The sequence below is a fragment of the Sinorhizobium sp. Y406 genome, assembly GCF_058732025.1.
In genome coordinates, this window is record NZ_CM178974.1 from 1,664,363 (window position 1) to 1,689,201 (window position 24,839).

Consider the following 24,839-nt stretch of genomic DNA (forward strand, 5'->3'; position numbering starts at 1 on the left):
GGCCTCTATGCAGAGTCTGCGGCACGTCTTTACCCTTGAACCGAGCTCGATCAAAGGAGACATGCAGTGGCTTATCGTTGCGCCACCGGGCGTACGAGAAGCGTCACGCGCCGAATGGTGACGCGGCGGTTTTCCTGCTCCGCCTCCTGTGTGCGGATCTTGAGGAAGCGCTCGCCATAGCCCTGTGTCACCAGGTTTTCCGGCGCGATCCCGTAGACCTCGGAGAGCAGCGTGGCGACCGAATCGGCGCGCTTGTCCGACAGGAGCAGGTTCGAGCGGTCGGAGCCGACGGCATCCGTATGGCCCTCGATGAAGAAGGTTTCGCCCGGGTCCCTCTCGAGGATTTTCGCCATCGCGTCGGCGACCCTGCGCAATGTCTTTGCCTGCGACATCGACACCTCGGCGCTGCCCGTCGCAAAGGTGATGGTGTCGAGATCGATGCGGCGGACCTTGTCGCGAAGGCGGGCGGAATAGCGGACCTCATCCATCGTGTAGACCCGCTCGACCCGCTCGACCGGCGGTTCGGATAGGAACTCGTAATAGTCGCGGTCCGGTTCTTCCGCGTAATCGACGATGTAGTCGTCGACCGGTATGGTCAGCCGCATCGGCGGTAGCTCGTAGCCCACATCGACGATCGCCGGGCGATCACGTCCTTCATACTCGGGCGAATAAATTAGCACATACTCGCTGCCGCCGCTGTCGATGCGCGTGCGCTGCAGAATGTCGCCGTAACGGTTGTAGATAGTGACAATTCGGTATCCGCCCGGACGCACGATCGTCTCCCGGTAGCGACCGCGCGGCAGTTCCTCGTAAAAGGTCTCTTCCGCGTCACGCCGCAAACGTGGTCGGTCGTCGCCCCGCACGAAGATGCGATCGCCGGCCTCGAGGATAACGCGGTTCTCGGTCTCTTCGACCACCCGCACCTCGGTGACATTGTTGGTTGTCGCATTGTTAACCGTCGTGTTGTTGATAACCGTATTGTTGACGACGGTATTGTTGACGATGTTCGTCGTCTCCGGAATGGCAAAGACCGGAGCTGCCTCGACTCGCTGACCTTCTTCGCTGAGCGCCGCCTCCATCTGTTGCGACTGTGCTTCCCTGAGATCAGCCGGAATCTCCGCCTGCGCGGCGGCGTCGTCGGTCGGCGGCGCTACGGTCTCCTCCTTCGCTCGAAGCTCCTCACGCTGCTGACGCCGGAGTTCGCGCGCCCGGTTGCCGCCGAAATTGTCGGCGTCCTTGTCGCTGTCGAGCACGGCCGCGCCACCTTCGACGGGGAGCACGACTGTCTCATCGCTGGCCGCCGGGTCCTCGGCGATCTTCTGCTTCTCTTCTACCGTTCGCTCGTCGACGACTTCGGGAGCCGGCTGGCCTTCAGGCTGTTCAGCCTGCATCTGCTCCGCTGTGGCAGGCTCTTCGCCTTCCGGCGCCGGCTGCTGCTCGGCCTCGCCCGTCTGCTCGGCGGGTTCTTCGGTTGACGGCTGCTCGGCGGTCGTCTCGTCCTCAGTCGCAGCAGGCGGCTCTTCCGCGGTCTGTTCTTCTTCAGCCTGGCGCTGCTTTTCTTCCTCGGCGGCGCGCTGCTGCTCTTCCTCGGCAGCCCGCTGCTGTTCTTCCTCGGCGGCACGCTGCTTTTCTTCCTCAGCCGCGCGCTGCTGCTCTTCCTCGGAAGCACGCTGCTGCTCTTCCTCGGCAGCCCGCTGCTTTTCTTCCTCGGCGGCACGCTGCTGTTCTTCCTCGGCAGCCCGCTGCTTTTCTTCCTCAGCCGCACGCTGCTGTTCTTCCTCAGCAGCCCGCTGCTTTTCTTCCTCGGCGGCACGCTGCTGTTCTTCCTCGGCAGCCCGCTGCTTTTCTTCCTCGGCAGCGCGCTGCTGCTCTTCCTCGGCAGCCCGTTGCTTTTCTTCCTCAGCCGCACGCTGCTGCTCTTCCTCGGCAGCCCGCTGCTTTTCTTCCTCGGCCGCGCGCTGCTGCTCTTCCTCGGCAGCACGTTGCTGCTCTTCCTCGGCCTTGCGCTGCTCTTGCTCGCGCTTCTTCAGGAGCAGCAGCTCTTCGGGCGACAACTCCTCGCCGCCTTCCTGCGCCACTTCGAACGGCGCCTTCAGGCTGTCGGCCAACGCCGGTTGAACTGCAAGGGACGCCGCGAAAACCGGCAGGGCGACCGTTGCGAAAAGTTTCGATCGAATCGTCATTCTCTTTCATCCTCCTGATACCGGCGCCTCTAGCGGCGGCGTCCTTCCGCTCGCTGCCGGCGCATCGGCACGCCTTGTCCGGCCTTATGTCAGCCGGCACTGTCGCCATCGCAACGCGACAGCCGCGGGTCGGTTCCGCCTAAGGCCTATCGAAGCCTACATTAACTGCGCATGAACGGGCCGTTCATCGCCTGCGATGATCGGAGGCGCCGAAAATGCGGCAATGCACACGGCGGCTCCGCGCGTGACGCTTTCCTGTTGATTTTTGCAGGAAAACCGTACGAATATCGCGGCAACCGGCGGCGCTCGCCCCGGGCAAATGTGGCATCCGCGAACAACAAGAAACCGGGTGCCGGCCAACAGAGAGGATCATCATGCGTATTTCCAGACGGCTGGCAGCTGCCGCATCGGCTGCCGTTCTCGTATTCCTGGCAGGCTCGGCCATGGCAGAGGGCGAAAAGGTCGTTATCGGCACCGAAGGCGCCTACCCGCCCTTCAATAATCTCGAGGCGGACGGCACGCTGACCGGTTTCGATATCGACATTGCCAAGGCGCTCTGCGAGGAGATGAAGGCCGAATGCACCTTCGTGACGCAGGACTGGGACGGCGCCATTCCGGCGCTGATCGCCAAGAAATATGACGCGTTCATCGCGTCCATGTCGATTACCGAGGAACGCAAGCAAAAGGTCGACTTCACCAACAAATACTACAACACGCCGCCGGCGATCGTCGTACCGAAGGATTCGCCGATCACCGAAGCGACCGAAGCGGCGCTCGACGGGAAGACGCTCGGCGCGCAGAGCTCCACCACCCACTCCAACTATGCCGAAGCGCATATGAAGGGTGCCGATCTGAAGCTCTATCCGACGGCAGACGAATACAAGCTTGATCTCGCCAACGGCCGCATCGATGCTGCCATCGACGATGTCGTCGTGATCTCTGAATGGCTGAAGACCGACGACGGAGCCTGCTGCAAGCTGCTCGGCACGTTGCCGGTCGACCCGGTCATCAATGGCGAAGGCGCCGGGATCGCCCTGCGCAAGGGCGACGACGAACTGCGCGAGAAGTTCAACAAGGCGATCGAGGCCATTCGCGCCAACGGGAAATATCAGGAAATCAACGAGAAATACTTCCCGTTCGACGTCTACGGCAGCTGACCACCGGGATTTCGGCGACGATAGAGCGCTTATGCCGGGAAATTCTCGGTTGATGAAGAAAATGCAACGGCGGACGGCTTGCCCTTCCGCCGTTTTTGTCTGACAAGAAGAGACAAGAACAAGCGTCATCGACGACAATAAGAACATAAAGGGGAATCTACCGGCATGAGCGGACTGTTTGCCGCCATTTACTCCGGTCTCGCCTGGGTCATATCGATCATCGATCCGTTCTGCGGCCCGATCGGCATCTTGAACCTGTTCGGATCGGACACGCTGCTTGCCTGCGGCGATACCGGCTGGGGAGACGAGATCGCCTATGGTTTTCTTGTCACCGCGAGCCTGGCGATCGCCACGCTGCCCATCGGGCTGACCGTCGGCTTCTTCATTGCACTCGCCAAGCAGTCGAATGAGCGGTCGCTACGACTTGCAGCCAATATTTACACGACGATCTTCCGCGGCCTGCCCGAACTTCTGACCCTGTTCATCGTCTATTACGGCCTGCAGATTCTCGTGCAGCAATTCCTTGCCGGCGTCGGCTACGAAGGACCCGTCGAGATCAACGCCTTCGTCGCCGGCATGATCGCGCTCGGAGTCGTCTTTTCCGCCTATTGCTCGGAGGTGCTGCTCTCCGCCTTCAAGGCCATTCCCCAGGGACAGTACGAGGCCGGGGACGCACTTGGCTTGCATCGCGGCGCCACGATGCGGCTCGTCATCCTGCCGCAGTTGGTGCGCATAGCCCTTCCCGGCCTCGGCAATCTCTGGATGGCCCTGCTCAAGGATACCGCACTGGTCTCGGTCATCGGCCTGCCCGACATCCTGCGCCAGACTGGCATTGCCGCGCGCGTCACCAAGCAAGCCTTCGAGTTCTTCGGCCTTGCCTGCATCCTCTTCCTGATTCTCGCGATGCTTTCGTCGATTGCCTTTTCGGCGATCGAACGCCGGACGAAACGTGCGGAGATGGGGCGATGAGCATTGCCGAAACGATGATCCCGCCGCAGGCCCCGCCGCCGGCCCCGCCCAAGCCCTACACGCTCTCCCGCTTTCTCGGCAGCGTCACCCTCGGCATCTGGCTCGCAGTCGCGGTCGGCATTTTCCTCACCGTCGTGAATGGCTGGGACCCGGAGAAATTCTCGCGCTACGGACCGAGCTTCCTTTCCGGCCTGGGCGTGACGCTGGCGCTTGTCGGCTCGTCGATACTGCTCGGGGCGGTCCTGTCGCTGCCCGTGGCGCTCGGGCGCATGTCGAAGAACAGGTTCTGGTCCTGGCCCGCCTATGCCTATGTCTACTTCTTCCGCGGCACGCCGCTGATCACGCAGCTCTTCCTCGTCTATTACGGCCTCGGCAGCTTCCGCCCTGAGCTCGATTCCGTGGGGCTGTGGTGGTTCTTCCGCGATGCGTGGAATTGCGCGCTCTTCACCTTCACGCTGAATACCGCCGCCTACCAGGCCGAGATCCTGCGCGGCGCGATCCAGAGCGTGCCGCGGGGCCAGCACGAAGGCGCCGCAGCCCTCGGCCTGCCGCGAGGCGTCGCCTTCTTCAAGGTGATCCTGCCGCAGGCAATGATCGTTGCCTTGCGCCCCTATGGCAACGAGATCGTCCTGATGATCAAGGGCTCGGCGATCGTCGCGATCGTCACCGTTTTCGATCTGATGGGCGAGACGCGGCGCGCCTTCTCGCGCACCTTCGACTATCAGATGTATATCTGGGCAGCAGCACTGTACCTCGTCATGGTGGAATTGCTGCGCAACATCTGGGCCTGGCTCGAAGCCCGGCTGACGCGGCACCTGAAGCGCTGAAACAGGCCGGAAAACGTCCTTTGCGGACCCGTGCCGCCACGGAAGCGCCCTGGCAGCACTCCCCAAAGGCTGCTGCTAAGCCGTTGTTATTACCTTTTTTTTATGCATTTCCGACAGATATTAGCTCTTGATTAAGGAATCAAGCGCCCCATCATAGAAACCAACCTTTGTGAAGAAGTGAGGTTCTTGATGACGAACGACATGGAACTGCAACTCAAGGGTTACGGCTTGACGACGGCCCACATCCTTTATCGGATGCCGGACCACCCGGCTCTCCTGCAGACCTATATCTGGCAGCACTACGACATCGCGCCCGACTTTCCGGAGATGCGCAACTTCCTCAGGTTCTGGCAGGAAAAGCTGGACGGGCCGTTGCACTCGGTACGCTACGTGCACCGCAAGCTGATATCCGCCAGCGAATGGCGGGCGCTGAAGGGAGAATTCATTCTCCACTGAGCGTTCCGCGCCGGCCCGGTGCAACCGATCCGGTCAGACATGCACTTGACCGTGGGCCAGTTCGCCCTCCCGCTCCTCCCGGCGAAACGAGCCATAGAGAATGAGACCGTAAAAGAGCGCAACGAAGATCAGCACAATTGAACCCGGCAAAGGACCGAGGGCAGTATTTTCGAAGAGGTCTCTCCAGGAGTGCACGGGGCCGAGGAATTCGCCGGCCATGGACATTTTCGACGAAGAAATTTTCAGAGCCCAGGCCAGGAGCAGGATCAGATACATCCAGCAGTAATTGCGCTGCAAGCGGCGGCAGACCGCATCCTTGTAGCTCATCAGAAAGATTGGCTTGCGCAGGCTCGTGGCGATGGACGTCGACCACTTGGCGCTCGGCACTCCGTCCGGAGCAAGCACCTGTGCGAAATAGCCACGCTCCAATTGGCGCACGCGGGCGCGGTAAACGTCGAAGAAGCGATAGCGCCTCGCCTCGATCAACAGCAGCAGGCTGATCAGCAGCATGGCAAAGAGCAGTACGCCATGGTGCGACGTGGGGGTCGACAGGGAAACGGAAAGCATCGCCGCGACGACCGTGATCGCCCAGTTCGAGGTCCGGTCTATCCGGTCCCGCCAACCCGCCATCCGTCCGAGTTCGCCGCGATAATAGTGAACGATCGTATTGATCGTCTCCTGCGAAGACTGCGGCAGCGGCGGACCTTTTTCCTCCGGCAGTCCCGTTTCCAGTGTCAGCGGGCTCAGTTCAGAAGCCATCGGCATTCCTCCCGGTAATTCATTGTTTTGCCGATGATGACTCCATTCCCGCTGCGGATAAATGCCGGAGTCTTGCGCTTCGTCAGTTTTTGACCATCGGTTGAGGTTCCGATCACCCACGGAACGGCACGGAGGTCTAACGCCGCTCCGTCGAGGCAATTGCCAAAGGCCGCCCACGGTCGTAAGAAGCGACCATGACGCAGAAGAGCAAGAAGATCGACGAGGAAGCGCTGGCGGAAGCCTATAATCGCGCCCTCGCTTTGGAAAAAGCCGGCAACTTCGACGCCGCCGCAGCAGCCTACCGGGAAGTGCTGGACCTCGACCCGGAAGATCACGGAGGAGCCTCCGTGCGTCTCGCCTCCATGGGGCGCGGCGACACGCCGATCAAGGCTCCGGATGCCTATGTCGCGACGCTCTTCGACCAGCACGCAGAGGTCTTCGACAATGTCCTTGTCGATCAGCTCGACTATTGCGTGCCGCTCCTCGTCCGCCAGCGTATCCAGGCGCTCCGATTGGCGCCGTTCAAGCGGGCTCTCGATCTCGGTTGCGGCACTGGCCTGACCGGCGGCGCCCTACGCGACATGGCGGAGGAGATCACCGGCATCGACCTGTCGGAAATCATGGTCGAGATCGCCCATGAGAAGGATCTTTACGACACGCTTTACGTCGCCGAGGCCATCGATTTCCTTGAAGACAATGACGACGAGGCGTTCGACCTGATCGTCGCGACGGATGTCCTGCCTTATATGGGCGCGCTGGAAGCGCTTTTCTTCGGAGCCGTCGACAATCTCGTCCCCGGCGGCCTGCTGATCTTTTCCAGCGAAACGCTGCCCGAGGAAGACTTCGCGGGACGCTCCTACATGGTCGGCCCGCATCAGCGCTTCGCCCATTCGGAGGCCTATCTGAGAGACCGTCTGACGGCGACCGGATTCGAGATCGCCGAGATCGGCGACATAACCGTTCGCATGGAAGAAGGCGCGCCGATCGCCGGTCATCTTGTCATCGCCCGCTTCAAGCCCTGAGCCCGTCGCCACGCAGTCCTGAAAACGTCATCGTCAGCGCTTCGTTGCCTGCGCTCGCCCCCCGCCTCTTCTGAACACCAGTCACAATCGCGAGTTGGTAAAACGGCTCGCGTTTAGCTTGCATTAACCATGCGCCGCTAGGGTCCAGACGGATCTGTAACGGAGATGGGGCCCGTGTTTCGAACGTCCACTATTGCACTGCTGTTCTTATCGAGTTCCAACGTCGCATTCTCTGCCGACGTGGATGAGCCGCTCGTCGGTTGGGGGGCGTATCATGAGCCCGTCGTCGAAGTCGCCTCTGGCGGCGTAACGGGATATGTTGAGGGCTCCTACGCGAACAGCGTCGACGATGTCGATGCGGACGCCTGGGAACTGAGGGGCGCGATCAATGTCGACGCCGGCTCCGGCATGAATCTGCAGGTCGATCTCGGCTATGCACGCGTCGGCATCGAAGATCTCGATATCGACAAGTTCGACGGCGGCCTTCACGGCTATTATCGGGACGAACTCTATGCGGCCGGCGCCTTCTTCGGGGCGTCCCGGTTCGATGCGGGCCTGTCGGAGGACATCAAGGACTACATGGGCGGTATCGAGGGCGCCTTCTTCCAGGATACCTGGACCCTGGTGGGCGCGGCCGGCTACGGCCAAACCGATCTGGGCGGCCTCGACGCCGATCACTATATGGGCGCGCTCGGCGCACGCTGGTACGCGACGGACAATGTCCGTTTCGACGTCGACGGCACGCTCGATCGCATAACCGACGGGGGTGACGACCTGGACGTCCAGACCCTGAAGCTCACGGCGAACTACCGACCCGAGCAGATTCCGGTCACGTTGTTCGCTGGCTACAGGTACACGGATGTCGATTTGGCGGACACTCTCTCCGGCGACAGCAACATCATTTTCGGCGGCCTGCGCTTCTCCTATGGCACCGGCAGCCTCAAGGAAGAGGAACGCCGCGGCCCGATGTGGTCGAACCGCAGCGTATCGTTCTGAGAACACTTTTGCTGCGCCGTGCGAGTTTTCAGTCGGTCCGTCTGATTGGCTGCGCGGCGCAGGAACTGTTCCGGACCCTGCTTAGATATGCATCAGTATGTTTACGAGCCGCCCGAACGGGTCGCGCACAAAGAAGCGGCGCACCCCCCAGGGCTCATTGGCAGGGCCATACTCGATTGTGACTCCGGCCTCCTTCATGCGCTGCAAGGCGGCGTCGAGATCGTCGACTTCGATCGAGAGATCGGGCACCGGCGCGCCGGAGCCGCCTTCGGACGCGAAGCTGACCTGAACGCTCATCTTCCGGGATGAACCGTAGGTCGTGATCCAGCCATGATCCATCAGAACGTCGAGACCAAGGATATCCTTGTAGAAGCGCTCGGCTGCCGCAACATCCTCGGCCGCGATGATGGCCATGATGCGTTTGACCTGCATCGATCAGGCCTCCGCGTATGGGTCATAGGTGCCGAAGCTCCAGAGATTGCCCTCGCAGTCGCGCGCGGAATATTCGCGTGAACCGTATTCGGTCTCTGCGAGCGGGCGCTCGATCTTCGCGCCGACGGCCTTGGCGCGCGCATAATGCGCCTCGATGTCGGGCACCACGACATAGATGCCGAAGCGCTCAGTCGCCCAGGGATTCGTCGAATCCGGCTTGCCGCCGGAGCCCGTCATGATCATGCCTGGGCCGAGGCGGAGCTGCGCGTGCGCGACTGTATTGTTCTCGCCTGGCACCACGAACTGCTTTTCGAAACCGAAGGTCTCGTTCAGCCATTCGATCGCCTTGGGCGCATCGTCGTAGCGCAAGCAGGGGAAGACGTTTGGAACGCCAATCTTTGCCTTGTCTGCCATGGGACTCTCCGATCGTTGATGAGAAATTGGGAAGGCTGAAGCCGTACGCAGCCACAGTCTTGGACGATTTTTGCCCGGCGACCCGCCACCGTATCCTCAAATCGCATCCGATTTAAGGGATTAGATACAGTCGCACCCGACGACGCAGCCCCACTCAAACGCCAGCATCGCCCCATCCAAGTTCACCCCGCGCTGTCGGAAGCACCCGCACGATCATTTTTTCTCGGGCGGATGTTCTGATTGTGGTGGAAAGCGTTGTCGGGATCGTATCTGGTCTTCACGTTCATCAGCCGGTCGTAAATGGAGTGGCCATACGCCTCGCGGACGCGGCCGGGGTCTTCGTCGCCGCCCAGGAAGTTGACGTAGACGCCTTCTCGGAAGGGGCCGAGGGCGACGAAAAACTCTCTCGTCCAAGCGGTGTCCCGATCGCCGAAGTTCTCGCCGGGGGCCCACACGGCGTCAATGGTGAGCGCATGCGACGCCTGTCGGTTCCCGAAAGCCGTCTCGTCCGCCGCCGCTCGGCTCACCGCTCCCTTGAGATGGAACATCGCCGCGTAGGATCGCGGCGAAGAACAGGAGAACGCGTGCCCGGCGATCACGTCGATGAGATCGTCGCGAAGTTCGGGCAGATGGGTGGACTTCCAGTAGTAGTTCCAACCGTGAACAACTGTCGAGTCGAGCGCGCTCTGGAATCCGGCGTAAAGCATGGGACCGATCAGGTCGAGGATGGGAGTGCGGAATGCGCGCAGCGGCCGGAGCGCCTGCTCGCCGTCCTCGATCGGCCCGGCGTAGCAGCTACCCACCATCACCACTGGACGCCAGTGCATGTCCTCGGGGATGGCCGGCAGCGGCGGCGCTGCGCCGAACCGCACGACCGTGCCGAGCTCGTCGGGAGCGTCGCGGATGAAGTCGCGGTAGAAACGGAGAACCTCCCCAGCGTCGGTTGCGTCCCAGAGTATCGGCCCGGCCAAAACGATGGGCCCCACCGGGTGGAGACGGAACTCGAAGGCGGTGGCCACGCCGAAGTTGCCGCCGCCGCCGCGCAATGCCCAGAAGAGGTCGGGGTGGTCATCCTCGGACACCCGCAGCAGTTCGCCGTCGGCCGTGACGACGTCGACGGCCATGAGGTTGTCGACCGTGAGGCCGTGTTTGCGCATCAGCCAGCCGACACCACCGCCGAGGGTGAGCCCGGCGACCCCGGTATGGCTCACGATTCCTCCGGTAGTGGCCAGGCCGTGCGTCTGCGTCTCGCGATCGACATCGCCCCACAGCGCGCCACCTTGCACCCAGGCGCGGCGATGGTCGGGATCGACCCGCACGCCCCGCATCGCCGAGAGGTCGACCACGATCCCATCGTTGCAAACGGCGGTACCCGCGACATTGTGGCCTCCGCCCCGTATGGCAATCTCCAGACCGTGGTCGCGGGCGAAACGCACGGCCGCAACGACGTCGGCGGCCCCGATGCATCGAGCGATCAGATACGGGCGCCGGTCGATGGCACCGTTCCAGACTGAACGTGCGATATCGTAATCGGCATGCGTGGCACTGATAAGCCGGCCTCGGAAGCCGTCGATTTCCGACACGGTAGGCTCTTTGCTCCGCTGGCCGATTTCCGCAGCTATCGAAATCATCACCATGTCCTCCTCTTTCTTCGAGCACATCGGACCACCGCGGCGCACGGCCGTAAAGTCAAGAATCTGGACTTCAAAGTCGAAGGCGGATGTGGAACACTGGCGCCGTGAGAACCTACGGCCAATACTGTCCTATCGCCCGTGGCGCCGAGATCTTCGCCGAGCGCTGGACGCCGCTGATTGTTCGCAACCTCTACCTCGGCTGTGGAAGCTTCAGCGAGATCCTGGATGGCGCGCCCGGACTGTCCCGTACCCTGCTCTCGCAGCGGCTCAAGCAACTCGAACGGGTCGGTGTCGTCGAGTCGGCACCCAAGTCCGACGGGCGGGGGCACCACTACGAGCTCACATCCGCGGGCCACGACCTCTTCACGGTCTGCCAGTCGCTCGGCGAGTGGGGCGCGCATTGGCTCGAGATCGCCCCCGAGCACCTCGACCCCTTTGTGGCCCTGTGGTCGATGTGCAACGCGCTCCGCCGGGACAGGCTCCCAAAGAGACGCATCGTCATCCGTTTCGATTTCACCGGCCGGCCGCGCCGTGAGCGCTATTGGCTACTCATCGAGTTTGGAGACACCGAGATATGCAAGACGGCTCCCGGCTTCGACGAGGACCTCTACATCACGGCGGAAGCCGAATCCTTCGTCAAATGGCACGCCGGTCAGCTCACCTGGGCCCAGGCCACCGGCGACGGCCGCATCCAACTCGACGGGCCGCCGTCGCTGGTAAGAGCCTTCCCGAGCTGGAACGCCCGCAGCATGTTCGCCCATATCAGGCCGGTCTCGCACACCATTAACAGCCCAGCAGGCTGACATGCTGGATCCGGTTCTGCGACTGCGGCACCCGTGACCCGAATTCGAATGGCCCGCGGTCGCGGTCAGGTCTATATCGCGCGCTGTAGCGGATAATTCGGCCGCAAACCGCGATAGAGCGTCAACCGCGACGCGCTGCCTCGATCGCGGCGACGTCGATTTTCCTCATGGTCATCATGGCTTCGAAGGCGCGCTTTGCTTCGTCGCCGCCAGCCGCCATCGCGTCGGTCAGCACACGCGGCGTGATCTGCCAGGAAATCCCCCACTTGTCTTTGCACCAGCCGCACGCGCTCTCCTGGCCGCCATTGCCGACGATCGCATTCCAGTAGCGGTCGGTCTCCTCCTGATCGTCGGTGGCGATCTGGAACGAGAAGGCTTCGTTGTGCTTGAACACGGGACCGCCGTTCAGGCCGATACAGGGAATACCCGCCACAGTGAATTCGACCGTCAACACGTTGCCTTCTTTGCCGCCCGGATAGTCACTGGGTGCGCGGTGCACGGCAGTCACCGCGCTGTCGGGAAAGACCTCGGAATAGAAGCGGGCGGCAGCCTCGGCGTCCTTGTCGTACCAGAGGCAAATCGTATTCTTCGCCATTGCGCGTTCCTTTCGCTGTGTTGCCATTCGGGAATGATTTTCGTCGCTATCCCCCGAGATAGGCAGCCAACCGATTTTCTCCACCCCGGAAGTCACGCTCGGTTCCGATTCGAGGATCCATGCAGTAGGGTCACACCCCGTGAATCCTATCAACGCAATCTGGAGTCAGCAGCAAATGGCCAAAGTCGCATTCCTCGGTCTCGGCGTCATGGGCTACCCCATGGCCGGACATCTCAAGCTCCGCGGAGGACATGAGGTGACGGTCTACAACCGCACCCTCGCCAAGGCGGAACGGTGGGCGGCCGAATTCGGGGGACGCGCGGCGGCCACTCCTGCCGAGGCGGCCGCGGACCAGGAGTTCATCTTCGCCTGCGTCGGCAATGACGACGACCTGCGGTCGGTCACCACCGGCGAGAACGGTGCCTTCGAAACAATCGGGGCCGGCGCAATCTTCATCGACAACACGACGGCCTCGGCCGAAGTCGCCCGCGAGCTTTACGGCGCCGCCCGCGCCAAGGGCGCGCATTTCATCGACGCACCGGTTTCCGGCGGTCAGGCGGGCGCAGAGAACGGCGTGCTCACCGTGATGTGCGGCGGCGATGCCGAGGTCTTCGAAAAGGCGAAGCCCGTCATCGAGGCCTATGCCCGCATGGTCGGCCTGATGGGACCTGCCGGCGCCGGCCAGCTTACCAAGATGATCAACCAGATCTGCATCGCCGGCCTCGTCCAGGGGCTCGCCGAAGGTATCCATTTCGGCAAGAGGGCGGGACTCGACATCGAGAAGGTGATCGAGGTCATCTCCAAGGGAGCGGCCGGATCCTGGCAGATGGAGAACCGTCACAAGACGATGAATGCCGGCAAATACGACTTCGGCTTTGCGGTCGATTGGATGCGCAAGGACCTCGATATCGTGCTGGCCGAAGCTCGGCGCAACGGTGCCAAGATTCCCGTCACGGCCCTGGTCGATCAGTTCTACGCGGATGTCCAGGCGCTCGGCGGCAACCGTTGGGACACGTCGTCCCTGCTCGCGCGGCTGGAAAAATGACGCTCGCGCCAGCGTCTTCGGCCGAAGAGATCATCGCGCATCTCCGCGGCGCCGGCTCGGCCGAAAGCATTGCAGGCATGGCGCGCTTCGGCATCGAGACCGAAGCGGCGCTCGGCGTTTCGAGCGTCGCGTTGCGCCGCATGGCCCGGCAGGTGAAGAAGGACCACGCCCGCGCGCTCGAGCTCTGGCGATCCGGCCTCCGCGAGGCGCGCATCCTCGCGGTCTATACCGCCGATCCCAGGGCCATGACGCTCCCCGAGGCGCGCCGCTGGGCCGACGATTGCAACTCCTGGGAAGTCGTCGACACGCTTGCCGACCTTCTCGTCGCCGCCCGACTGGAGCAGTCGCTGATCCCCGAATGCGCGGCCGACGAACGCGAGTTCGTCCGCCGCCTCGCCTTTGCGATGATCGCCACCGCCGCCGTTCACCTCAAGAAGGAGCCCGATGCTGCGGTCCTCACCTGGCTGCCGCTCGTCGAGTCCCACGCCGATGACGGGCGCAACTTCGTCAAGAAGAGCGTCAATTGGGCGTTGAGGCAGGTCGGCAAACGGAGCGTCGGTTGCCATGGGCCTGCATTGGCTCTCGCGGAAAAACTCGCCGCAAGCGACAGTCGCACGGCGCGGTGGATCGGAAAGGATGCCGTGCGGGAACTCACGAGTGCGCAGGTCCGCGTTCGGCTTGGCCTCTCCAGATAGGTCCGGCGTGCAATTGGAGAACGGGGACTCCCGGCAAAATCAAGGCTCTGCCGGAAAAATCTGCACCGCCTCCTGAACTTCAGTCGACCTATTCCTCGCCCGACTTCGCCTGATCGACGGCCATGTAATCGAGCGGCAACTGCGTCGTATACTTGATCTGCTCCATGGCAAAGGCGGAGGAGACGTCGCGGATCTCGATCTTCGCGATCAGCCGCTTGTAGAAGGCGTCATAGGCCGCGATATCCGGAACGACCACGCGCAGCAGATAATCCACGTCGCCGCTCATGCGGTAGAACTCCACCACCTCCGGAAAATCGGCCACCACCTCGGCGAAGCGGCGCAGCCACTCCATCGAATGGGAATTGGTGCGGATCGACACGAACACCGTGACCTTTGTATTGACCTTCACGGGATCGAGAAGGGCCACGCGCCGGCGGATGACGCCGTCCTCTTCCATCTTCTGGATGCGACGCCAGCAGGGCGTCGTCGAGAGCCCGACCTTCTTGGCAAGGTCGGCAACGGCCAAAGTCGAATCCTCCTGCAACAGACGCAGGATTTTGCGGTCCAGACGGTCCATGGGAAATCCTCTCGAATATTATTCCTTCTATAGCGTGAATTTGGTGAAGATAAAGAAAATTGTTTCAAGAGAGCAGGGCCTTTACCCGCTCGCGCAGGAAGGGCACCAGGTCGGCCTCGAACCATGGGTTCCGGCGCAGCCAACCCGTATTGCGCCAGCTCGGATGCGGCAGCGGCAATACGGAAATACCCGAATTGCGCTGTGCAAAGCGCTGCCAATTGCCCACCGCCTCGGTCATCGACTTCGGACAGTCGGACCCGAGATGCCAGCGTTGCGCGTGGTGGCCGACGGCAAGCACCAGTTCGATCTGCGGCATCGCCTCCATCACGCGCCGGCGCCAGAGCGGCGCACATTCGCCGCGCGGCGGCAGGTCGCTACCATGGCTGTCATAGCCCGGAAAGCAGAACCCCATCGGCACGATCGCGAAATTCTGCGGGTCGTAGAAGGCGGCTCGATCGACGGCGAGCCATCCCCGCAGCCGGTCGCCGGAGGCATCGTTGAAAGGCAGGCCGGATTCATGCACCCTAAGGCCGGGCGCCTGGCCGGCAATCAGAACGCGGGCCGAGCCGGAAAGCACGGCCACCGGCCGCGGCTCATGCGGCAGCCGATGTGCAAGGCCGCGTGCCGGATCGTCCCGGCAGATGCGGCAGGCGGCGATGGCTGCGCGCAGTTCCTGCAGCCGCTCCTCTTCGCTAGCCGCCACCGATGATCCCCTTCGCCAGAGTGCGAATTTCATCTTCGATCCAGCGGGCAATGAGTTCCAGCCAATCATCGGCGCGGTGCGGCGTCTCCGCCGGCTTACCATTGGTGCGGCGCCATTCCTGCGGCCGGACGAAATCCCCGCTCCAGAGCCCGGCCTGCCGCTCTCGTGCCGTCTCTTCCTCTGCGCGGTAGAGACCGTAGCTGACCGCCAGACCCGAGAGAACCATCGCGCGGCCGATGTCGCGGCCGCCGCTTTCGCAAATGCCGAGCTCGCGGCCATAGCGGTCGCGCCCATGCAGGCGGCAGCGCGTCGTCGTCGCACCAACCAACGAGGCCAGTCGCCGGCGCGCCTCGGCGCCGCAGTCCCAGTCATCCTTGCCGCGACGACAGCTCTGGCCGATCTCCGGCGCATCGATGCCCTCGATCCGCACGCGCCGACCGCCGAGCCGCAGGCTGTCGCCATCGCTCGCCGCCGCCGCGCCGTGCAATTCTCCGGTCAAGGGCTTTTCCGGCGGCGGGAGACGGGAGGCGAAATAGGCGCCGATACTCAAGACGAGGAGGAACAGCCAGCCGCCGATCAGGCTGCCGCGTCCTTGCGTATCTCGGCCGCGATTTCGCCTGGGGCCGCCCACCGCGCCGAACCTGCCGCGTCCCGTCCTCAAGCAAGCGCCTCCTCGTCCCATAACCTCATCGCCATCCTCGGCCGGCCGGCGCCGGGAACGCTAACGCGCCACAATGGTTTTCGAATCCTTCATGCCGGGCAGCAACTTCTTAAGGATTGCGTCCTAGACTGCAAGCCGAACGCAATCCCCGAATCCGAGCATGAGCATCGCCGTCAGCACATCGACCGACAAGATCATCGTCGACAAATCGCGCGTCCGTCGGAACAAGACAGTTTCGAGAACCGTTCGCGCGACGCGGCAAAGGCTGCAAACCGGATCGTCCGCCCCCTCCGGCTTCGACCGCGAAATGCTCCTGCTCCACATCGACTCCGTGCTCTACGGAGCGATCGCCCTGCCGGTGCTCATCGCCCTGATCGCGGCCGCCGGCGTCTATCTTTCCGGCGACAGAAGCATTCTCGCCTGGGCGCTGATGGCGCTTTCGGCCCATGCAGTCACGATCTTTCTGGCGCGCAAGGCAAAGCGCGACAATATCGGTCCCGAAAAGGTTGCGACCTGGCGCCGACGGTTCCTTGGCGGTCAGGTCCTGATGGGGGTCTGCTGGGCGATCTTCGCGCTGCGGGACTGCGACGCCTGCGGCGGCGTCAGCTTCGCCCTTTTCCAAGGCACCGGGCTGTTTATAGCGCTCGCAGCCACGGCGATCGGCACATTCCTCTTGCGCAACGCCCTGGTCTACACCTTCGCGCCGGTCATCGTCGCACTTGCCGTCACGTCTTCGACCGGCGGCAACCCCATTCATATCGGTCTGACCGGCATGCTGTCACTGTCGCTCGCCTTCCTCGTCTTCATGACCGGCCGGATGAATCGCGCGAACGTCCATATCCTCTCGGTGCAGTCGGAGAAGGACGACCTGATCGCCGAGCTCGAGGTGGCGAAATCCATGTCGGACGAGGCGCGCCGGCGTGCGGAGGAAGCCAACCTCGCCAAGTCCCGTTTTCTCGCATCCATGTCGCATGAGCTGCGCACCCCGCTCAATGCCATCCTCGGCTTCTCCGAGGTCATGTCGAGCGAGGTTCTGGGGCCACTCAACAATCCGACCTACAAGGAATACACGGTCGATATTCACCGCTCCGGCGAGCATCTCCTGAACCTCATCAACGAGATCCTCGACCTGTCCCGGATCGAGGCGGGCAAGTACGAGCTCAATGAAGAGGCCGTGAACCTGGTCGAGATCGCCGAAGACTGCATCGGCATGGTGCAACTGCGCGCGCGCGGAAAGAACATCACCATCAGCGAACAGTTCGAACAGGGCATGCCCTCCGTCTGGATCGATGAAAAGGCCATGCGCCAGGTGACGCTGAACCTCCTGTCGAATGCGGTGAAGTTCACGCCCGCCGGCGGCGAGATTACCGTCAAGAGCGGCTGGACCGCCGGCGGCGGCCAGTACATCTCGATCAAAGACAACGGCCCCGGCATTCCCGAGGAGGAAATCCCGGTCGTCCTCTCGGCCTTCGGCCAGGGCTCCATCGCCATCAAGAGCGCCGAGCAGGGCACGGGGCTTGGTCTGCCGATCGTCCAGGCGATCCTCGCCAAGCACAACGGCCAGTTCATCCTGCGCTCCAAGCTTCGCGAAGGCACCGAGGCGATCGCCATCCTGCCGCCGCGCCGTGTGCTGCAGAGCCTGCCTCCGGTCGAGGATGTCCCCTCGCCCGCCCGCCGGCGCAAGAGCTTCGCTTAACAGCGACCGCTCCGGATCGCCTAAGGTCGCCGGCTGATAACCTTCGCCCGGACTCTCCACAGCGCAAGTCACACCGCCTCAGGTTGAGTCCACTTAGAGGATTCACTTATCGTTGCACTGCTCTAAGGTCAGGAACGCGTGCAACGCTTCCAACTCCCCGGGTCGGATCTCATGTCCTCCGGAATGGTAGCTTGCCTCCACGCGGGCCTTCTGTGCGGCAAAATAGTCGACCAGTTGCTCTGTGAGCGGGAGCGGGCAGATCGGGTCGCGTTGCCCCGCGGTGATCAGGATTGGTCGATCCCTCAACCGCTCACTGTTCGCGGGGATCCATGGAATGAGTGGATGCAGCAGGGCGGCTCGGTCGAAAAGGCCGGCATGCCTGAACAGAACCGACGCAAGGATGTTTGCCCCGTTCGAATAGCCGAGGCCGTATATTGCCCGCCCAAGATTTGCTGCTTTGTGGGCGGCAATGAAACTGGCCATCCGCTCTGTTCGTATTGCCAGGTCCTCCATGTCGTAGGCGCCTTCGCTCGTTCGACGAAAGAAGCGCAGAGCGCCAAACTCCGAGACATCTCCGCGCGGCGAAACCAGCCCGGCATCGGGCAAAATTTGCCCGATCAACTCGGCGAACTGATATTCGTCTCCCCCCGTGCCGTGAAAGGCGAAGACGATCGGCGCGTTGCGTCCGGGCGCCCTTACGAGCGCCTGATAGGATGAGATGGTCATGATGGTCTTCTCCGTCAGGCTCGACGTGACATGCCGTCCGGAAGGCAGCTAGTCCCTGATTGGCTCGAGGCGGCGCGAGATCTGGTCGCGATAGGGCTCGTAGCGCGAGGGAAGCTTGAGGGCTTCACCGAGGTGTCCGGTGTCCTCATCCCGGTCAAACCCCGGCTCATTCGTCGCGATCTCGAACAACACGCCGCCGGGGGTGCGGAAGTAGATCGCCCAGAAGTAGTCGCGGTCTATGACAGGCGTAACCTGATAGCCGGTATCGATCAGAGCCTTTCGGACCTCAAGCTGCGCCGCGCGATCGTCCACGGCGAAGGCGATATGATGCACCGAGCCAGCGCCGAGGCGGGCGGGACCGGCCTGGGGGACCGTTTCCAGATCGACGATGTCGGCACCGTTGCCGCCGCTGATGACGAAGCGCGACCAGTCGCCCTTGCGGTCCACCTCCTGGTAACCCATGAAGCCGAGCAGTTCCCGCGTCGCACCCGGATCCCTCAGGCGCAGACTTGCGCCGTGGAAGCCCTTGATGGCTTCGCCTGCGTCGATCTCGCTGCTCATCCAACCGGGACGCGGATCACCATCGACCTCGACCAGCGAGAAGGCGTCCCCGTCGGGCCCCTTGAAGCCAAGGCGCTTCTCGCCGCGGAGTTCGTGCTCCGAAAGTCCCGCGACGCCGCCCGAGGCGAGTCTTTCCTTCCAAAAGCCGAGCGTGTCCTTGGCGACGGCGAAAAGAGTTTCGCCGACTTCGCCGGCACCCGGGTGCCCCTTGGCAATATGGGGAAACGGGAAATAGGTCATCACCGAGCCCGGCGTGCCGATCTCGTCGCCGTAATAGAGGTGATACACCTCCGGGTCATCGAAGTTCACGGTCTTCTTTACCCGGCGCAGGCCGAGCGTTTTGGTGAAGAAATCACTATTCTCCTGGGCATTGGCTGCCATCGACGTGACGTGGTGAAGGCCTTTGATCTGTGTAAGCATTTCGGGTCTCTCCGGATTGGCGTATCGCCGTTTGTCTGGAGACAAGATCGGTCAGGTCTTCGCCGAAGTGAATAGAAATAATGTTGACAAAATTGTTGCATTTTGCGCAATAAAAGAACATGAGCGGCCTAAGCGATATTCGGGTATTCCTGGCTGTAGCGCAGCAGCGCAGCTTCACGGCCGCGGCCCGACAGCTGTCCATGACACCGCCGACCGTGACGCGCGCCGTCAGTGCGCTGGAGGAGAGCCTTGGCGTACAGCTCTTGCTGCGCACCACCCGTCAGGTTTCTCTGACGTCGGCCGGCGCCGTCTACGCGGCGCGCATCGAGCCGCTGATTAGACAGTTCGACCAGGCGAGGGAGGATCTGCGCGAAGAGCACGGCGATGTGGCCGGGCTGATCCGCATAAACGCGCCGCTGTCGCTCGGACAGCATATCCTGCCGGACATTGTCACCGGATTTCGGGTTGAATATCCCAGAACGAGCGTTTCTCTATCCTTGACGGACCGGTTCATCGACATCGTTTCCGACAGTTTCGATCTCGCCGTGAGGGTCTCGGAGCCGCCGCGCGATAAGTCGACGATATGGCGGAAGCTTTGTCGCGTGCGGCGTATTCTGGTTGCCTCCCCCGGCTATCTCGCCGCCTTCGGAACACCTGAGACGCCCGGCGACCTCGATCGCCATACCTGTATCGCCTATGACGAGGAGGCGATCGCCGAGAGTTGGGAACTGACGAACGGCGGGCGGACGCGAAAGGCACGCGCCGGCAAGGTGCTGGCGGCGAACAATGGCGAGCTTATCGCCAGACTGGCGGAAAACGGAGAAGGCCTAGCCCTGCTGCCGCACTTCATCGTCGACGATGCGCTGGCACGGGGCACGCTGAAGCAAGTCCTTGGCGACTGGGAACCTCCCGAACTCTGGCTGACGCTTCATTATCCGCCCTACGAGAAACTGCCGATGCGGGTTGCCAGGTTCTCGGACTTCTTCGAAAAGTACGTTACCCATACGCGTCCGCTGTAAAGCGAGGCGGGCTCCCGTCCTGTATTCGCGTGAAAGGCGTCTCATTCGGCAAAAGGAGAGCAAAAACGACAAGAAATTGAACTGGTTTACAGACATCTTTCTTTCGGAGTCGGACAGAAAGCGCCTACTGGCGGCCCATCTGTGGTTGAGATCGCCACGGTCGGAAAATCGCATCTGGATTTCGGGCGTCGAATTCTCCCATGCATCGGCCCGGGAGGAGTCCGGTAGCGCTGAGCAGGTTCCGAAAACATGTCAAACGGTTTTCCGATAAGGACCTGCGTCGAAACAAAGGAAGCGGATAAAGCGTTGGATTGGCCTACCAAATCTGATTCGACCTCTTGCGGCGCAAAAGCGAGCATCGACTCGGAGGTACGAATGAACCATAGGACGGGAACGGAAGTGGGCGCTCATTTCGGTCTGCCACATTCGCCATGTCTTTTGGCGCGACCGGTTCGCACCGCCGGATTTTCCGTCACGCGCTTGGAATGGCGGCTAAAGGGGGATGCGAGCCGCCTGGTATCTTTGCCGCCGGACGACGCTTACTTCCTGATGCTCTACCTTAGCGATGCGCACCATTGCGACGTTGCTGCCGATGGCAGCGAAAGCGACATTCGCCGCTTTCGGCAGGGTTCCGCTTGCCTGGTCGATCTGACCCATGGAGCCTGCATCCGCCTTTTCAGCGATCTCGATTCCCTCGCCTTCCATCTGCCGCGAGAGCTTTTTCGAGAAGTCGCCGAGTTCTCAGATGCCCCGAAAGCGACCGGCCTCAGATGCCGGCGGGGAGAGGACGATGCTGTCATGCACAATCTCGGAGCGGCTCTGCTGCCGCTATTCGAGGAGCAAGGGAGCTCCCACGCGCCGGTCTTGCAGCACATAGCAATCGCCATCTGTGCCCACTTGCTTCACGCTTATGGCGATCTTTCCGGTGAACCGGGCTCCAGTACAGCATGCCTCTCGGTCTGGCAGGAGAAGGCCGCCAAGGATTTCATGATCGATCATTTCGCCAATCGCTTCCCGATGTCGGCAGCAGCTTCAGCGGCCGGGGTGTCCGGCCGTAAGTTCATCGAAGGGTTCAAGCGCGTCACGGGCCAGACGCCGCAGCAGTGGCTCATCCGCTATCGAATTGCACGCGCCAAGCAGTATCTCGCCGAATGCAGCCTCGCCCTCGAAGCCATCGCCACCCGATGCGGCTTCACCGACCAGACTGATTTCACCAAGACGTTCCGCCGAGTGACAGGCATCACCCCATCCGCCTGGCAGGCGCGCTGGATCCCTGACGCGGAGGATAGAGCGATTACCGCCACGTCTGCGAATGAGGGGCGCTCTGTATCCGAACCCTGAACTGTTGTATCGTCACGGCATTTGAACGGTGTATCGCGCTTTAGCTCTTCGTATCGACGCAGGCTCCTATCGGACATCCGCTGACACTTTCCGGAGCCTGCTCAGCCAGAAATCGGGAGACCACGCCGATGGGCCTGCATGAAGCATTGAACGCCGCATGTCATGGGCCGGGCCCGATCGTCAAATCAATTGCTTGCGGCGATGTGCTCGTCACGCGAACGTATTCCGATCGCTTCGATCTGGACGTTGCACCGGCCATCCCGTCCACAGACGCATTTGGCGTCATTGTTCAGCTGCGTGATTTCGACTCCCATCGGCTATGGCGAGGTGGCCAATTGGTCTACGAAGGAGGACACGTCAAGGCGTCGCTTGCGATCACCGACCTTCGCGATCAGTGGCAGTGCCATCATCTGTCGCCGTTCGACAATATCCGCTTCCACATACCGTTTTCCCGCATGCGTGCCTTCGCGGAAGAGGTCGGGCGCAGCGAATACCTGGCGCTCGCTTGCGTCCAGGGCCGCATAGACCCGGTCATGCATGGCCTCGCCCAGGCATTGCTGCCATCGCTCGACAACCCGGATGAGGCCAATCCCCTGTTTCTGGAGCAGATCAATCTCGCCATGCTGGCGCACCTCAGCCAGACCTATGGCGGACTGCACTTTCCGGCCGACAAGAAGGGGACCTTGGCGTCCTGGCAGGAACGGCTCGCTACGGAATTTCTGGCGGCTCATTTCAACAGACCGTTCTCAATCGGAGATCTGGCTTCCCGCTGCGAGTTGTCGCGCAGCTATTTCAACAAGGCTTTCAAGGAGAGCTTTGGGCGTACCCCTTCAAAATGGCTGACCGAATACCGGGTCGCGCGGGTCAAGGAACTATTGTTGCAGGACCTGCCGATAGCGGAGGTCGCTATCAGTTGCGGTTTCGCCGATCAGAGCCACATGACCCGGGTCTTCACAAGTCTGACGGGCGAGACACCGGCGCGCTTTAGACGAAAGAACAAGCCTGTTCGCATGGCCTTGGATCGGCGCGGGGATTGATCCCCGCGACCACCGCTCATATCGTTCAAAATGCGTGAGCTTCGTGCAAGAAAATATCTCGGGCACGGCGATGATGGGGTGAATTCATCGCGATTCCGAGCACCTTCTGTGAAGGCTGTCTCTTCGAACCGCAATCCGCGTAGTGCCGTGTTCCTGTGCCAATGCCCGGCGCGAACGAAGCGGTCTGCGCCGCGGGTAAGCACATTGGACAGGACAAGGCCATGACGGACGTCTCTTCGATTGCAGCGAGCGGAAGATCTCACGACAGTCTTGGTTGTTCCATGGACAGGCTCGACGATGATCGAACGATCGAGGGTCGCGACATGACCTTTTATCGCAAGAGGTCGGCGTCGGCGCCGCCCGCCAGGGTCACGACACCGGCGACGGGGCGCGGCTATCTGGTCGGCCTTTCGGCAGCAGTCGGACACAGACGCCGCATTTTCAAAGAGCATCATTCGACCGTCCACGATTTCGAGCAGAATGCCGTTTACTTGCGGAATTTCGCCGATGATTATCGCGCTGACCTGAGCGGCTCCTTCAGCTTCATGCTGCTTGAAATCAATTACAGCGCACTCGAGCGTATCGCAGATGCGGCCGACTTCAGAAATGTCAGTGAATTGCGCTCCGTTGCCGCGCACCCGGATCCTGTGCTCGGCGGCATGCTGGGCGCCTTGTTTGCGACAGTGGATGGCAGCGTAGACAGGAGCGCCTTGTTTGTCGACCAACTGTCAGTCGCGATCGGGGTTCATGTCGTTCAGCAGTACGGCAACGGCCGCGGTGGTGCGGCCGCCGGCGGGCGCCGGCTTTCCTCGCGTTGCCAGGCAAAGATCAAGGATCTCGCCCAGAGCCGGCTAAATGGTGACCTGACCGTCGAGGAGCTCGCTTCGGCTTGCAATCTGTCGCAGGCGACATTTCTTCGGGCCTTCCGCGAAACCATGGGCAAGACGCCGTATCGATGGCTGTTGCAGCAACGCATCGAAAAGGCCGTAGATTTGCTGCAGTTCTCGCAGACGTCTCTCAAAGAGATCGCTAGGATCTGCGGCTTCTCGGACCAAAGCCACTTCACGCGCGCTTTTGTCCAGGTGATGGGCGCCGCCCCCGGTGCCTGGAGACGAAGCCGGCAGTCCTGACCAGAACGCTCGACAATAAAGAGCACTTCCAGGCAATGACGATGGAGCTTCGGAAGTGTCAAGGGCGCGCCTGGCGAAGGTGCGGTTGACGCGTGTCTCAGTGGTTCAACTGCGGCACGTGATCGCGCAACGGTTCCACCGGCCCGGGATTTGACAGTGATCAAAAAATACAAAAATCCATCTTTGGCTACAAGAACCGGGCGGCCGTCCTCGGCATAGTGCCGGATATCGGCAACCACTGAAAGAGGACAATACCCATGACCGCGACCCCGACTCCCGGCAAACTTCTCGTTTCGCCCAAGGACCACACGCTCATCATGATCGACTTTCAGTCGCAGATGTCCTTTGCAACGAAGTCGATAGATGCGGTTCTGTTGCGCAACAATGCGGCGCTCGTCGCGCACGCGGCAGCCGGCTTTGGCGTCTCGACTGTTCTGACGACGGTCGCGGAGAAGACCTTCTCCGGCCCCATGTTCTCCGAGATCACCGACGCCTTCCCTGAGCAGAAGCTGCTCGACCGCACCTCGATGAACACCTGGGAGGATGCGGCGGTGATCGAGGAGGTCAACCGCATCGGCAAGAAGCGCCTTGTGATGTGCGGACTTTGGACCTCCGTCTGCATCGTCGGACCGACACTTTCAGCGCTCGATCAGGGCTTCGAGGTCTATGTGATCGCCGATGCCTGTGGCGATGTTTCCGACGAGGCTCATGAGCGCGCGATGGATCGCATGGTGCAGGCCGGTGTCCGGCCGATGACGTCGCTGCAATACATGCTCGAATTGCAGCGTGACTGGGCGCGCACCGAGACCTACGACATGACCACCGGCATCGCCAAGAAATTCGGTGGCGCCTACGGCCTCGGCATCATCTACGCCAAGAGCATGTTCGGCGCCTCCGAAGGTCACTGACATTCACCGCGAGCAAATACCCTCCGGCCGCGTTCGAAACGCGGTCGGGACGGCAAGCGCCATCCGTCAGAGG

25 protein-coding genes and 1 pseudogene are annotated in these 24,839 nt (G+C 62.0%); 15 read left to right on the forward strand and 11 right to left on the reverse strand.

What is annotated here, in order from left to right; all coding sequences use genetic code 11:
• Window positions 1-71: 71 nt before the first annotated feature.
• Window positions 72-2,183 (reverse strand): OmpA family protein, encoded by a 2,112-nt coding sequence (locus tag AC4P1R_RS07955; RefSeq protein WP_492177627.1) that lies wholly within the window; start codon window positions 2,181-2,183, stop codon window positions 72-74.
• A gap of 374 nt (window positions 2,184-2,557) precedes the next feature.
• On the opposite strand from AC4P1R_RS07955, the gene AC4P1R_RS07960 reads away from it, so the two are divergent.
• From AC4P1R_RS07960 to AC4P1R_RS07975, 4 genes are all read left to right on the forward strand, one after another.
• Window positions 2,558-3,340, forward strand: coding sequence for an ABC transporter substrate-binding protein (locus AC4P1R_RS07960; RefSeq protein ID WP_069458415.1), 783 nt, complete (start codon window positions 2,558-2,560; stop codon window positions 3,338-3,340).
• Between the two features lie 165 nt (window positions 3,341-3,505).
• Window positions 3,506-4,309, forward strand: a complete 804-nt coding sequence (locus AC4P1R_RS07965; RefSeq protein WP_069458414.1) for an ABC transporter permease — start codon at window positions 3,506-3,508, stop codon at window positions 4,307-4,309.
• Complete coding sequence (locus AC4P1R_RS07970) at window positions 4,306-5,136, forward strand: ABC transporter permease (RefSeq protein WP_492177628.1); 831 nt, start codon at window positions 4,306-4,308, stop codon at window positions 5,134-5,136. The genes AC4P1R_RS07965 and AC4P1R_RS07970 overlap by 4 nt, the downstream gene beginning before the upstream one ends.
• Before the next feature lie 189 nt (window positions 5,137-5,325).
• Entirely contained in the window at window positions 5,326-5,592 is a 267-nt protein-coding gene (locus AC4P1R_RS07975) for an usg protein (protein ID WP_069458412.1), read from the forward strand.
• A 33-nt stretch (window positions 5,593-5,625) separates the two neighbouring features.
• Here AC4P1R_RS07975 and AC4P1R_RS07980 read toward each other — a convergent pair whose 3' ends face one another.
• Entirely contained in the window at window positions 5,626-6,351 is a 726-nt protein-coding gene (locus AC4P1R_RS07980) for a DUF2270 domain-containing protein (RefSeq protein ID WP_492177629.1), read from the reverse strand.
• A gap of 194 nt (window positions 6,352-6,545) precedes the next feature.
• Here AC4P1R_RS07980 and AC4P1R_RS07985 point away from each other — a divergent pair, with 194 nt between their 5' ends.
• Both AC4P1R_RS07985 and AC4P1R_RS07990 read left to right on the forward strand, forming a co-directional pair.
• Complete coding sequence (locus tag AC4P1R_RS07985; protein ID WP_492177630.1) at window positions 6,546-7,373, forward strand: class I SAM-dependent DNA methyltransferase; 828 nt, start codon at window positions 6,546-6,548, stop codon at window positions 7,371-7,373.
• Window positions 7,374-7,547: 174 nt separating this feature from the next.
• Window positions 7,548-8,369 carry a hypothetical protein gene (locus tag AC4P1R_RS07990; RefSeq protein ID WP_492177631.1) on the forward strand — a complete coding sequence of 274 codons (822 nt, stop codon included), beginning with the start codon at window positions 7,548-7,550 and terminating at the stop codon, window positions 8,367-8,369.
• 81 nt (window positions 8,370-8,450) lie between these two features.
• Here the strand turns inward: AC4P1R_RS07990 and AC4P1R_RS07995 are convergent, their stop codons facing one another.
• The 3 genes from AC4P1R_RS07995 to AC4P1R_RS08005 all read right to left on the reverse strand — a co-directional run bounded on the left by AC4P1R_RS07995 (window position 8,451) and on the right by AC4P1R_RS08005 (window position 10,852).
• Complete coding sequence (locus AC4P1R_RS07995; RefSeq protein WP_151611330.1) at window positions 8,451-8,801, reverse strand: VOC family protein; 351 nt, start codon at window positions 8,799-8,801, stop codon at window positions 8,451-8,453.
• 3 nt (window positions 8,802-8,804) lie between these two features.
• Complete coding sequence (locus tag AC4P1R_RS08000; RefSeq protein WP_151611331.1) at window positions 8,805-9,215, reverse strand: VOC family protein; 411 nt, start codon at window positions 9,213-9,215, stop codon at window positions 8,805-8,807.
• Between the two features lie 182 nt (window positions 9,216-9,397).
• Window positions 9,398-10,852, reverse strand: coding sequence for an FAD-binding oxidoreductase (locus tag AC4P1R_RS08005; protein WP_492177632.1), 1,455 nt, complete (start codon window positions 10,850-10,852; stop codon window positions 9,398-9,400).
• A 101-nt stretch (window positions 10,853-10,953) separates the two neighbouring features.
• Between AC4P1R_RS08005 and AC4P1R_RS08010 the strand changes: the two genes are divergently transcribed.
• The gene (locus tag AC4P1R_RS08010; protein ID WP_492177633.1) at window positions 10,954-11,652 is read left to right on the forward strand and encodes a winged helix-turn-helix transcriptional regulator; all 699 of its coding nucleotides are present in this window, start codon (window positions 10,954-10,956) and stop codon (window positions 11,650-11,652) included.
• Window positions 11,653-11,773: 121 nt separating this feature from the next.
• Here AC4P1R_RS08010 and AC4P1R_RS08015 read toward each other — a convergent pair whose 3' ends face one another.
• Complete coding sequence (locus AC4P1R_RS08015; protein ID WP_151611333.1) at window positions 11,774-12,247, reverse strand: VOC family protein; 474 nt, start codon at window positions 12,245-12,247, stop codon at window positions 11,774-11,776.
• A 175-nt stretch (window positions 12,248-12,422) separates the two neighbouring features.
• Between AC4P1R_RS08015 and AC4P1R_RS08020 the strand changes: the two genes are divergently transcribed.
• Window positions 12,423-13,292 carry an NAD(P)-dependent oxidoreductase gene (locus AC4P1R_RS08020; RefSeq protein ID WP_492177634.1) on the forward strand — a complete coding sequence of 290 codons (870 nt, stop codon included), beginning with the start codon at window positions 12,423-12,425 and terminating at the stop codon, window positions 13,290-13,292.
• Window positions 13,289-13,987 carry a DNA alkylation repair protein gene (locus tag AC4P1R_RS08025; RefSeq protein WP_492177635.1) on the forward strand — a complete coding sequence of 233 codons (699 nt, stop codon included), beginning with the start codon at window positions 13,289-13,291 and terminating at the stop codon, window positions 13,985-13,987. Before AC4P1R_RS08020 ends, AC4P1R_RS08025 begins: the two co-directional genes overlap by 4 nt.
• 88 nt (window positions 13,988-14,075) lie before the next feature.
• On the opposite strand, the gene AC4P1R_RS08030 is transcribed toward AC4P1R_RS08025, so the two are convergent.
• The 3 genes from AC4P1R_RS08030 to AC4P1R_RS08040 all read right to left on the reverse strand — a co-directional run bounded on the left by AC4P1R_RS08030 (window position 14,076) and on the right by AC4P1R_RS08040 (window position 15,949).
• Window positions 14,076-14,564, reverse strand: coding sequence for an Lrp/AsnC family transcriptional regulator (locus AC4P1R_RS08030; RefSeq protein ID WP_151611336.1), 489 nt, complete (start codon window positions 14,562-14,564; stop codon window positions 14,076-14,078).
• A gap of 64 nt (window positions 14,565-14,628) precedes the next feature.
• Window positions 14,629-15,300, reverse strand: a complete 672-nt coding sequence (locus tag AC4P1R_RS08035; protein ID WP_151611337.1) for a uracil-DNA glycosylase family protein — start codon at window positions 15,298-15,300, stop codon at window positions 14,629-14,631.
• Window positions 15,257-15,949 carry a thermonuclease family protein gene (locus AC4P1R_RS08040; protein WP_492177636.1) on the reverse strand — a complete coding sequence of 231 codons (693 nt, stop codon included), beginning with the start codon at window positions 15,947-15,949 and terminating at the stop codon, window positions 15,257-15,259. Before AC4P1R_RS08040 ends, AC4P1R_RS08035 begins: the two co-directional genes overlap by 44 nt.
• 139 nt (window positions 15,950-16,088) lie before the next feature.
• Here AC4P1R_RS08040 and AC4P1R_RS08045 point away from each other — a divergent pair, with 139 nt between their 5' ends.
• Window positions 16,089-17,624 (forward strand): sensor histidine kinase, encoded by a 1,536-nt coding sequence (locus AC4P1R_RS08045; RefSeq protein ID WP_492177637.1) that lies wholly within the window; start codon window positions 16,089-16,091, stop codon window positions 17,622-17,624.
• A 102-nt stretch (window positions 17,625-17,726) separates the two neighbouring features.
• On the opposite strand, the gene AC4P1R_RS08050 is transcribed toward AC4P1R_RS08045, so the two are convergent.
• Window positions 17,727-18,350, reverse strand: coding sequence for an alpha/beta hydrolase (locus AC4P1R_RS08050; RefSeq protein ID WP_151611340.1), 624 nt, complete (start codon window positions 18,348-18,350; stop codon window positions 17,727-17,729).
• Window positions 18,351-18,398: 48 nt separating this feature from the next.
• Window positions 18,399-19,331: a VOC family protein gene (locus AC4P1R_RS08055; RefSeq protein ID WP_492177638.1), complete on the reverse strand. Its 933-nt coding sequence runs from the start codon at window positions 19,329-19,331 to the stop codon at window positions 18,399-18,401.
• A 119-nt stretch (window positions 19,332-19,450) separates the two neighbouring features.
• Here AC4P1R_RS08055 and AC4P1R_RS08060 point away from each other — a divergent pair, with 119 nt between their 5' ends.
• The 5 genes and pseudogenes from AC4P1R_RS08060 (at window position 19,451) to AC4P1R_RS08080 (ending at window position 24,766) form a co-directional block, all read left to right on the forward strand.
• Window positions 19,451-20,350 (forward strand): LysR family transcriptional regulator, encoded by a 900-nt coding sequence (locus AC4P1R_RS08060; protein ID WP_492177639.1) that lies wholly within the window; start codon window positions 19,451-19,453, stop codon window positions 20,348-20,350.
• A 375-nt stretch (window positions 20,351-20,725) separates the two neighbouring features.
• Window positions 20,726-21,625, forward strand: a pseudogene (locus tag AC4P1R_RS08065) (AraC family transcriptional regulator); the annotation flags it as partial.
• Between the two features lie 194 nt (window positions 21,626-21,819).
• Window positions 21,820-22,728: a helix-turn-helix domain-containing protein gene (locus AC4P1R_RS08070; protein WP_151611344.1), complete on the forward strand. Its 909-nt coding sequence runs from the start codon at window positions 21,820-21,822 to the stop codon at window positions 22,726-22,728.
• Window positions 22,729-22,949: 221 nt separating this feature from the next.
• Window positions 22,950-23,858, forward strand: a complete 909-nt coding sequence (locus AC4P1R_RS08075) for a helix-turn-helix domain-containing protein (RefSeq protein WP_492177640.1) — start codon at window positions 22,950-22,952, stop codon at window positions 23,856-23,858.
• 257 nt (window positions 23,859-24,115) lie between these two features.
• A complete protein-coding gene (locus AC4P1R_RS08080; RefSeq protein WP_071021980.1) occupies window positions 24,116-24,766 on the forward strand; it encodes a hydrolase in 651 nt (216 codons plus the stop codon).
• Window positions 24,767-24,839 lie beyond the last annotated feature (73 nt).

Coding starts and splice junctions, on each gene's coding strand:
- AC4P1R_RS08005 (WP_492177632.1), bottom strand. CDS start 10,852: ATGGTGATGATTTCGATAGCTGCGGAAATCGGCCAGCGGAGCAAAGAG.
- AC4P1R_RS07975 (WP_069458412.1), top strand. CDS start 5,326: ATGACGAACGACATGGAACTGCAACTCAAGGGTTACGGCTTGACGACG.
- AC4P1R_RS08000 (WP_151611331.1), bottom strand. CDS start 9,215: ATGGCAGACAAGGCAAAGATTGGCGTTCCAAACGTCTTCCCCTGCTTG.
- AC4P1R_RS08015 (WP_151611333.1), bottom strand. CDS start 12,247: ATGGCGAAGAATACGATTTGCCTCTGGTACGACAAGGACGCCGAGGCT.
- AC4P1R_RS07970 (WP_492177628.1), top strand. CDS start 4,306: ATGAGCATTGCCGAAACGATGATCCCGCCGCAGGCCCCGCCGCCGGCC.
- AC4P1R_RS08045 (WP_492177637.1), top strand. CDS start 16,089: ATGAGCATCGCCGTCAGCACATCGACCGACAAGATCATCGTCGACAAA.
- AC4P1R_RS08080 (WP_071021980.1), top strand. CDS start 24,116: ATGACCGCGACCCCGACTCCCGGCAAACTTCTCGTTTCGCCCAAGGAC.
- AC4P1R_RS07955 (WP_492177627.1), bottom strand. CDS start 2,183: ATGACGATTCGATCGAAACTTTTCGCAACGGTCGCCCTGCCGGTTTTC.
- AC4P1R_RS07980 (WP_492177629.1), bottom strand. CDS start 6,351: ATGGCTTCTGAACTGAGCCCGCTGACACTGGAAACGGGACTGCCGGAG.
- AC4P1R_RS08040 (WP_492177636.1), bottom strand. CDS start 15,949: ATGGGACGAGGAGGCGCTTGCTTGAGGACGGGACGCGGCAGGTTCGGC.
- AC4P1R_RS07985 (WP_492177630.1), top strand. CDS start 6,546: ATGACGCAGAAGAGCAAGAAGATCGACGAGGAAGCGCTGGCGGAAGCC.
- AC4P1R_RS08070 (WP_151611344.1), top strand. CDS start 21,820: ATGGGCCTGCATGAAGCATTGAACGCCGCATGTCATGGGCCGGGCCCG.
- AC4P1R_RS08050 (WP_151611340.1), bottom strand. CDS start 18,350: ATGACCATCTCATCCTATCAGGCGCTCGTAAGGGCGCCCGGACGCAAC.
- AC4P1R_RS08030 (WP_151611336.1), bottom strand. CDS start 14,564: ATGGACCGTCTGGACCGCAAAATCCTGCGTCTGTTGCAGGAGGATTCG.
- AC4P1R_RS07960 (WP_069458415.1), top strand. CDS start 2,558: ATGCGTATTTCCAGACGGCTGGCAGCTGCCGCATCGGCTGCCGTTCTC.
- AC4P1R_RS08035 (WP_151611337.1), bottom strand. CDS start 15,300: ATGAAATTCGCACTCTGGCGAAGGGGATCATCGGTGGCGGCTAGCGAA.
- AC4P1R_RS08055 (WP_492177638.1), bottom strand. CDS start 19,331: ATGCTTACACAGATCAAAGGCCTTCACCACGTCACGTCGATGGCAGCC.
- AC4P1R_RS08060 (WP_492177639.1), top strand. CDS start 19,451: ATGAGCGGCCTAAGCGATATTCGGGTATTCCTGGCTGTAGCGCAGCAG.
- AC4P1R_RS07995 (WP_151611330.1), bottom strand. CDS start 8,801: ATGCAGGTCAAACGCATCATGGCCATCATCGCGGCCGAGGATGTTGCG.
- AC4P1R_RS08020 (WP_492177634.1), top strand. CDS start 12,423: ATGGCCAAAGTCGCATTCCTCGGTCTCGGCGTCATGGGCTACCCCATG.
- AC4P1R_RS08075 (WP_492177640.1), top strand. CDS start 22,950: ATGACGGACGTCTCTTCGATTGCAGCGAGCGGAAGATCTCACGACAGT.
- AC4P1R_RS07965 (WP_069458414.1), top strand. CDS start 3,506: ATGAGCGGACTGTTTGCCGCCATTTACTCCGGTCTCGCCTGGGTCATA.
- AC4P1R_RS08025 (WP_492177635.1), top strand. CDS start 13,289: ATGACGCTCGCGCCAGCGTCTTCGGCCGAAGAGATCATCGCGCATCTC.